This window comes from Paraburkholderia sp., from assembly GCF_049581445.1.
Classification (GTDB): domain Bacteria; phylum Pseudomonadota; class Gammaproteobacteria; order Burkholderiales; family Burkholderiaceae; genus Paraburkholderia.
The window spans coordinates 53,002-60,758 of record NZ_JBAURZ010000294.1; the positions used below are offsets into that span (position 1 = coordinate 53,002).

A 7,757-nucleotide genomic window follows, 5' to 3' on the forward strand; every position below is an offset into this window, starting at 1 on the left:
GTGCGCCTCGCCACGCCTCTGCTTTTCAGTGCGCCGCTGCATGATGGCCCATGCACAAGCTAATGCGCTTCGGCCAGCAGGCAGTGGTGATCGAGCAGACCCTCGGCCGTGCCGGAGCCGTCGTTTACATCCATACCGCTATTGACGACGAGCCAGCCGTCCTGGTCAGGCGAAGGCCCTGCGCCCGTGACGAGAATCGTCTGGGTGGCCATGGCCTCTGAGCCGGGATGATCGCGCGCGACGATACGAAATGGATTGCTGGCGTGGGTCAGGCTGCTCACGCGCATGATGCGGTAACGCGCGCCGTCGAGCGTGTCCCATTTCCATTTCCCGAGCGGGGCATCGTGATACGAAGCTAATGCTTCGATCACGTTCGTACGCATGCAGTCCATATGGATATGCAGTTGCTGCTGCGAGCGCCGGTACTTCGAATTGATTTCCAGTCCGAACTGATTGCCGGCGAGCGGTTCCCCCAGTGAATCCGCGACCACCTTGCGTTCATTCCATCCGTCCGCCCAGTATTCCGGCGCATTTGGCTCCAGCACGCTGGGACTTTCGATACCGGTCACGCGTTCGGTCGGGATCAGCAAGTGCTGCGAGATGCCGCTGATGTCTTTGAGAATCGCATAGTGCTCGGGCAGATTCACGCTCGTGCATTGGCCGGGGCGGCCCATCGCCTGCTCCTGAGGCACGCATTGTCCACCGACGATTTTCCATAGCGCATCCGGATCAAGCGCGGCGATTTGCGCGCAGCTCGTCGCCGCGACCGTGACCGCAACGATCCCGATTGCGCGCTTCATGAAGAAGCGGGCGCATGCGCGGGGCCAAGGGAGAGCGCGGGTCGGCTGAGCCGCCCGCGAGATTTCGCGCGCCCGCATCAGAGCGTCGGTGCAGGCAACGCGCCGAGCAATTGCTCGAACGCCACACCAATTGCCAGCAGGCGCCGGTCGCTGCCGCGCGGGCCATCCAGTTCGAGTCCAACCGGCAAGCCTTCGGCGCTCAGACCTGCAGGCAGCGACAGGCCCGGGATACCAGCGTTGCTGGCTGGATCGGTATTGCGCAGAAAAGCGTTCATTTCGTTGATGGGCGCGGCGCCGTTGATCGATACCGTGGAGGAGCCGGCCAGCGGATCGATCGGCACCGCGCACAGGCGCGTGGTGGGAAACAGCAGCGCATCCAGTTGATGCACGGCGAAGGTATCCGCGTAGTGCTGTTGAAGTTGCGGCCGCAGCACGGTAAGTGCCGTTTGATACTGATTGGCGAACGGGTTGGCAAGAATTGCGTCGTAGGCATCGCGCACGTCTGGACTGGCAATCCGGGCCGCGACTTCTGCCACGGTTTTAACCGGCGCGTTGTTGGCGACGAGCCATGCGGGCACGTCCTCGCGCGCTTCATAAATGGCGATCGCAGAGCCGACCTGCGCATTCAGATCGAGCAGTTGGTCCATCGCCACGGGCACGAACGTAACACCTGCCGCTTCGAGCTGCTTGAGGGCGGCGCGCGCCACGTCCTCAAGCGCGTATTCGAGGTCGTCCCAGAGCGGAGCGGGTAGGCCAATGCGCAAGCCCGTCAGCGTCACCTGAGGCAACGGTCCGTCGCCGGTGATGACGCCGTCGAGCAACGCGAGATCAGCAACGGTGCGCGCCATGGGCCCGACTGTGTCGCGCGTATGGCTGATCGGCACCACCGCATTCGGATCGTGATAGCGCCGCTCAGCGCCGCCGTCGCCGACCGAGGGACGAAAGCCGGCGATGCCCGTCAGCGCAGCAGGAATACGTGTGGACCCGCCGGTGTCGGTGCCCAGTCCCGCGGGCGTGATGCGCGCGGCAATGGCCGCGGCGGTGCCGCCCGACGAGCCGCCTGGAATCAGTCCCGGGTCATAAGGATTGCGCACTGCGCCGGCATGCGGCGCGAGATTGGTGCTGGTGATGCCGAACGCGAGTTCGTGCATATTGGCCTTGCCAAGCACGATGGCGCCCGCGTCGAGCAGCCGCTGCACCGATGGCGCATTGTTATCCGGCACGAAGCCGTCGAGGGCGGGCGTCCCCGCAGAGGTCAGAAGACCCGTGGTGTTGATGTTGTCCTTGATGACCACCGGCAGGCCCGCCAGCGGCAACGCCGCGCGCGCTTGCGCGGACAGGCTGTCGATATGCCGCGCGGCGGCGAGCGCCCCTTCCATATTGAGCGCGGTGAGTGCATTGAGCGTCTGCAGGGCGGCAGCGCGGGCGAGCAGTGTCGCGACATAGTCCGTGGCTTTCAGCCGGCCGGTCTGGATTGCTGCTACGGCTTCGGTTGCCGTGAGGGCCAACTGTTCGTCGACGGTCCATGTCATGCGTGAGGTCTCCTCATAGGGTTGCTCAGGGGCTGCGTCGCTTCATGAAGCGCAAGGCGAAGCGTACCAGTGTTGGGACCAGCGTGGGCCGCAGCAGCCTCGGATCGTACCCGCTCATGCGCCGCTCGTTCTCTGAGAGGCACAGCGTGAACAGCTCTCGCGGATCGAGTGCGTCGCCGAAGGTCTCGGTGCTCGCAGGCAGAAAATTCGAGTCGTGGGTGCCGCCGTCGGCGTCCATGCCTCGGGCGATGCTCAAGCGTTCCCACACCAGATAGATCCAGATCGCGCCGACCCGCAGCGAGTGCCACGGACGACGCCACCAGGGCATGGTGCACCGATACCACGCCACCCAGTTGGCGAAGAACAGAATGTGACGCGCCTCTTCCTGGATCACGGGCTCGAAGGTCTGCACGAGCTCCTCCGGGAAATAGCCGGACTGCTGCGCGGAGCGGAACAGGCCAAAGGCGAAAAAGCTGTCGATGCACTCGCTATAGCCGGTCACCATCCACGCCCATTCCCGGTCGCGTGGCGCCAGGTATTCCGGCTCGGGGGCGAGGTCGATGCCATACGCGGCCACCAGCTTCGAGAGCACCAGTTTGTGGCGCGCTTCCTCGGCGGAATCCATGTCGAGGGCGGCGCGCAATAGAGGATCGGTGATGCCCGCCGCGTAGCTGGCAACGCGAATCGTGGCGCGTCCTTCGGTCTGTACCGCCATATCCCAGATCGGCAACGCGGTGAGGCGCGCCAGCACGTCCGCCGGTAATGGCGGCCAGTCGATCACGGCGGGTTTGTAAGGGTTGTGTGTTTCGAGAAGCATGCTGCAGAACATCTGCAGGTGTGCTTCCGAACCAATCTTCACGCGTGACGTGGGATCGCGAAACGTCCAGTGACGCAGGGCGCGATCTTCGGCTGCGTCTGTCAGGGTGTCGGACATGGCGGCGAAAAAAAGGGCAAGCGGGGAGTGCCGCCTATTCTGTCACAGCCTTTTAAAACGCGTTGCGAAACGCAATGGACAGCGGTGCGTCACTGGCTCACTGATGACTGTCGATCCACAGACGTCCCCAGCGGAATGCGTAGGCGAGCGCGTGTTCCTCGTCGAAAAAATAATCGAGCGCGTCGAATGAGTAGGCGTGATGCTGCGTGGCGCTAGCTTTCTCGATGGTCAGATTGGCGGCAAACAGGCCGTTCGGCAATGGCTGGGCCACCGGAGCGACCTCGTAACCCTTGTATTGAATGTGTTGTCGATTCATGGTGATGGCGATGATCGTGCCTACGTGCGTTGCAAGGAATGACAGACGCAGGGTACCGATCGGTGAATGAGCGGGCGGGGTCAAGCGTAGGCTGGCCGGCCTTGCGAGTGAACCAATCTTTCGTCGCAAGCAAATCATAGTGGACCTGAAACGGTCTTCGTGGATTCGGATGGTCGGAGGTGGCGGTCCCGGATGCGTTGTGACGACTATCCGGCGCGCAATTTGTACCGTCTGTGGTTTTGCACACGCTCGAGAGTACGGTTTGCCTGCGCTGACGCATGCGCTACTTCCGGGCGCGGTTTTCCGCACACTGGCCGCCTGACGCGCAGTCTTTCGCCCCTGTTTTCAGGCATAAAAAAGCCCATTGCGCGAGAAGTATCGTCAATGGGCTTGCGTTTGATGGCAGTGATTTTCTGCTCGCGTTCAGCGAGCGGTGCAGCACTTATCTTGCTAGCGTCAGCACCTTGCTTTTGTGTGCCTCGGAAGCGCTGTGGGCCGGCTTTCGTTCAACAGGCGCGTGCTGTGCGCTAAATGCCAGGGCGAATTGCGCGGCTTGCTGGCCGACGGTCGCGAGCTGGTCGACCACCTTCGGGTCGGAACAGGTATCCACGCTCTCGAAGCGCGTCTCGAGCGTATTGATGCCGGCGCCAAACGGCGTGGGCCAACCGCGCAAGGCGTGGACGATCGAGCGTAGCGACGTGAGCACCGAACCCGCGGCCTGCCAGCCGTAGGCGGTGACGATGCAGCCAACCGCACGGCCATCCAGATACGGGCGCTCGTCGGCACGCAGTTCTTCCAGCGTGTCCAGCGCGTTCTTCACGAGGCCGGAGACCCCGCCGTGATAGCCAGGCGTGGCAATGATCAGCGCATCGGCCTGACGCACGGCTTCGATCAGTTCGATCTGGGCGTCCGTGCGTTCCGGGTTTTCAGGGGCGTAGTGCGGCAGGCTATGCAGGAACGTGCCACCAAACAGACGGGTGCGGGCGCCGGTTGCTTCCGCGCCGCGCAAGGCAAAGCCCAGCGCGCGCTCGGTAGACGATGCCGCGCGTGTCGTGCCGCCGATGCCGATAACGAGTGGCCGGCGATTTTGATCGAAACGGGTCAACGAAATGCTCCTTCTCTGGCGGCTTTCGGGGTGTGGCGCGGGACTGCGCGCAGACTTGACCGAAACAGCAGCGATACCGCCATCTTAGTGACCGATGGTAGCAGCACGAAGCGACTTTTCGTTCTAACGATATACGCCGGGAGGGTTATCTGCCGGGCACCCTCTGCAGTGCGCGTGGAATGCAGCCGAAGCGGGGCCGGATAAGCAAAGCTGAATCGCTTGGTTGGCGGCAAACCGGAGGCGCGGCTAAGATTGGCTCGTCTCCTCCATGACACTCCTTGACATGGGACTTGGCCCCGTTATCGCTCGGTAACGGGGCTCTTTTTTGTCTGTGCACACGCTTCGATGGCCCGCTACGCGGAGAGACGAAGTGGCGGGATCCGGTCGAGACAGCGGCAATTCTTGCGGAGCTCTCAACGTGCTGTCACATGCGGCTGGTAAACGAGAGGGGTCCAACCGTGCAGGAGCACCATGTGAGCCAAAGACCGTCCGAATTGCGCGCCACGCTTGTGGCCAGGCACCCCTTCGAACAATGTTTTACGGACCTCGGCAACCACTCGGCCGACGCGGCGCTAACTGCGCTGACCCATGCGATTCACGCCGCGCAGCGCGATATGAACGCCTACGACTGGATCACCCAGGCGCTGCCTGGCGCGACGCTCAAGCCGGCACTGGCGATCGGCACCGTCGGCGAACTGTATCGCTCGTACACCCGACCCGCGGAGTTCGGCAGACTAAAGGACGTGTGGCGCGCGTGAGGCCATCGGCGTGGGGCCGCTGTTCGTCGAACGGCCCCGCTCAGCGGCTCGATTTCGATAGCCGGTCTCCGAGCCCAAGATTGGTGGCGATCTGCCACGCGTAGACCCGCGAGTAACGCACGCCAAAGCGCGTCTCGATCAGCTCGCGTAAGCGCGCGTTGGTCCATGCGTCGCTGGGAAAGCCGTGCTCGCGAGCCGAACCGCGCAGCGCCGCCGCAATCCATTCGAGCGCAGCGGCGTCCAGCGCAGAGGAGCGCCCGCCGACGCTCATCTGCTTCAACGCAGCAAGGCCGCCGTCTTCAAGAATGGCCTTGTAACGCTTGACGGTGGCCGTGGACAGATGCAGCGCCTCGGCCACCGCGTTGACCGATGAGCCATCCATGAGCATCTGGCCCGCGCTGATTCTTCGTGCAACAGTCGGAAGCGCTTCGGTTCGCAAGGGCATCGGAGTGACCGTCCATGAGAGTCGGGCTATCGGCGAAGCATCTGCCGCATCTGCGTTCAAGTGCTCTTGTTGCCCGTCACCGCGGCGCCTGGGCGCTCACGCCGCCGTTCGCAGACAAAGCGTTGGCTTGCCGCGTGGTGTGCGAGGCGTATCGCTCACGATGTGAAGCAACAGGATTGCGGGTACTGCAGATAGCGCGGTTCGTTGGGGACACCGCCCGTGATCGCCGGGCCAGCGCCAGTCGCAAACGGACATGGCGAATATCAATATTAATAAATCATTTTGTATTGATTGTGTCGGGTTGAGATAAAAAATACTGGCGCTGCCGGGCTAATTCGGTTTTCTATGATCCTGTTGAAGAGAAATTCGACCCGGACGTTATATTGGAATGAAACAATCGAGGTGAATATTTCAAATTGTGTTTTCCCTGAATGGGGCTTGAAGTCCCCTAAAACGTTTGCTAGCATCCACTGATAGCTTAAAACCGTCTGATGATTTTGAAATGGTTCATTCTGCACAGTTCGTCGTGCGCCTACTACGTTTGTGTCAGGAGTGTCGTATGACTGTTTGTCTCTGCCTTCCCTTGCCTGCATAAAGCGCGGACCAGACCCAGCTACCGCCTGCCGGGGCGCCGGCGTATTTCCGTTCAGAAACGTTTGTTTCGTCGTCGTTGATTAATAGGCTAAAAATGTCTTTTGATTTGCCGCATAAGATAATTTGCGTCTGGAATATCCATAGGAAAAAGCCGTGCGGCGCAGGCGCAATTCGTCAAAACGCAATCCTGGTATGAGCATGCCGTAGGACCGACTGGATTTCAGCGAATGCCGGCAACGCAGTCGGGTCGGTATTCCGGTCAGCTCAATGTTTCGGCGATTTAGGAGAACACTGTGAACCTGTTTATTACGCGTCGTGGCAAACGTCACGCCTTGCTCGTCGGGCGGATCGTCATGGTCGGCACCGCGCTGGCAGCTCTGTGCGGCTCGCAAGCCGCGTTCGCCCAGGCAGCTGCTTCGGGGAGCGACGAGCCGGTGCAGGCGCAACCGGAGATGCAGCAGCAGGCGGTCGATGCGCTGAACAAGCTCGGGAGCTATCTGCGTAGCCTGAAGAGCTTTCGAATCGTGGCGGACAGCGTGACGGATGCGGTCCTCACTACTGGCCAGAACGTCGGCTTTCTGCATCGCACGGAGATGTCGGTGCAGCGTCCCAACAAGGTCCGGGTGGTAGTCACGGGCAGTCGCGCGCCGAAGGGTTTTATCTACGACGGCCATACCTTCGTGCTCTTTAACGACACCCACAACTACTACAGCAGGGTGCCGGCCCCACCCACGATCAGGGAACTGATTACGGACGCAGACCAGAAGTACGGCGTTCAGTTGCCGCTGGTCGACCTGTTTTACTGGGGGCAACAGTCGGATGACGAAAAGGCGCTGACAACCGCGCTGTTTATCGGGCTCGACAAGGTCGAGGGCAAGTGGTGCAACCACTACGCCTATCAACAGCCCGGTCTCGACTGGGAACTGTGGATACAAACAGGCTCGCGTCCGCTGCCGTGCCGGTTTGTCGTCACGGACACGACACAGCCTTCGCGGCCCCAGCACGCGGTGAACTATCAATGGACGCTCGATCCGTCGTTCGATGCCGCGACCTTCGTGTTCCACCCGCGCCCAGGGGAGCACGAGATCCCAATGCGGCCCGCCAATTCATCGGCCGACGACCAACAGGGAGGTGCGCAATGAAACCACTGATGCGACTGACAGGCATTGCACTCGCCATTGCGTTTTCGGCGACGTCGGTGACCACCTTCGCGTTTGGTGTTCGCGGCGGTGCGCGCACGAGCGTTCACGGCGGTGGTGGCGGTGGAGGGGGC

8 protein-coding genes are annotated in these 7,757 nt (G+C 61.9%); 2 read left to right on the forward strand and 6 right to left on the reverse strand.

What is annotated here, in order from left to right; translation table 11 throughout:
* Nucleotides 1-59 precede the first annotated feature (59 nt).
* The 5 genes from WCA85_RS24535 to WCA85_RS24555 all read right to left on the reverse strand — a co-directional run bounded on the left by WCA85_RS24535 (nt 60) and on the right by WCA85_RS24555 (nt 4,687).
* Entirely contained in the window at nt 60-800 is a 741-nt protein-coding gene (locus tag WCA85_RS24535; protein WP_424067447.1) for a CDP-diacylglycerol diphosphatase, read from the reverse strand.
* A 77-nt stretch (nt 801-877) separates the two neighbouring features.
* The gene (gene iaaH / locus WCA85_RS24540; RefSeq protein ID WP_424067448.1) at nt 878-2,332 is read right to left on the reverse strand and encodes an indoleacetamide hydrolase; all 1,455 of its coding nucleotides are present in this window, start codon (nt 2,330-2,332) and stop codon (nt 878-880) included.
* A gap of 25 nt (nt 2,333-2,357) precedes the next feature.
* On the reverse strand, nt 2,358-3,266 hold the full coding sequence (locus tag WCA85_RS24545; protein ID WP_424067449.1) for a ferritin-like domain-containing protein: 909 nt from the start codon (nt 3,264-3,266) through the stop codon (nt 2,358-2,360).
* A 97-nt stretch (nt 3,267-3,363) separates the two neighbouring features.
* Nucleotides 3,364-3,582, reverse strand: coding sequence for a transcriptional regulator (locus tag WCA85_RS24550; RefSeq protein WP_424067450.1), 219 nt, complete (start codon nt 3,580-3,582; stop codon nt 3,364-3,366).
* Nucleotides 3,583-4,024: 442 nt separating this feature from the next.
* Nucleotides 4,025-4,687 carry an NADPH-dependent FMN reductase gene (locus WCA85_RS24555; RefSeq protein ID WP_424067451.1) on the reverse strand — a complete coding sequence of 221 codons (663 nt, stop codon included), beginning with the start codon at nt 4,685-4,687 and terminating at the stop codon, nt 4,025-4,027.
* A 473-nt stretch (nt 4,688-5,160) separates the two neighbouring features.
* On the opposite strand from WCA85_RS24555, the gene WCA85_RS24560 reads away from it, so the two are divergent.
* Entirely contained in the window at nt 5,161-5,445 is a 285-nt protein-coding gene (locus WCA85_RS24560) for a hypothetical protein (RefSeq protein ID WP_424067452.1), read from the forward strand.
* A gap of 40 nt (nt 5,446-5,485) precedes the next feature.
* On the opposite strand, the gene WCA85_RS24565 is transcribed toward WCA85_RS24560, so the two are convergent.
* Nucleotides 5,486-5,827 carry a helix-turn-helix domain-containing protein gene (locus WCA85_RS24565; RefSeq protein WP_424067453.1) on the reverse strand — a complete coding sequence of 114 codons (342 nt, stop codon included), beginning with the start codon at nt 5,825-5,827 and terminating at the stop codon, nt 5,486-5,488.
* Nucleotides 5,828-6,777: 950 nt separating this feature from the next.
* Between WCA85_RS24565 and WCA85_RS24570 the strand changes: the two genes are divergently transcribed.
* Nucleotides 6,778-7,626 (forward strand): DUF2092 domain-containing protein, encoded by an 849-nt coding sequence (locus WCA85_RS24570; RefSeq protein WP_424067454.1) that lies wholly within the window; start codon nt 6,778-6,780, stop codon nt 7,624-7,626.
* The last annotated feature ends 131 nt before the right edge of the window (nt 7,627-7,757 follow it).

Excerpts from the sequence above, each read along its gene's own strand:
- WCA85_RS24535 (WP_424067447.1), bottom strand. The coding sequence starts at position 800 with ATGAAGCGCGCAATCGGGATCGTTGCGGTCACGGTCGCGGCGACGAGC.
- iaaH (WP_424067448.1), bottom strand. The coding sequence starts at position 2,332 with ATGACATGGACCGTCGACGAACAGTTGGCCCTCACGGCAACCGAAGCC.
- WCA85_RS24545 (WP_424067449.1), bottom strand. The coding sequence starts at position 3,266 with ATGTCCGACACCCTGACAGACGCAGCCGAAGATCGCGCCCTGCGTCAC.
- WCA85_RS24550 (WP_424067450.1), bottom strand. The coding sequence starts at position 3,582 with ATGAATCGACAACACATTCAATACAAGGGTTACGAGGTCGCTCCGGTG.
- WCA85_RS24565 (WP_424067453.1), bottom strand. The coding sequence starts at position 5,827 with ATGGATGGCTCATCGGTCAACGCGGTGGCCGAGGCGCTGCATCTGTCC.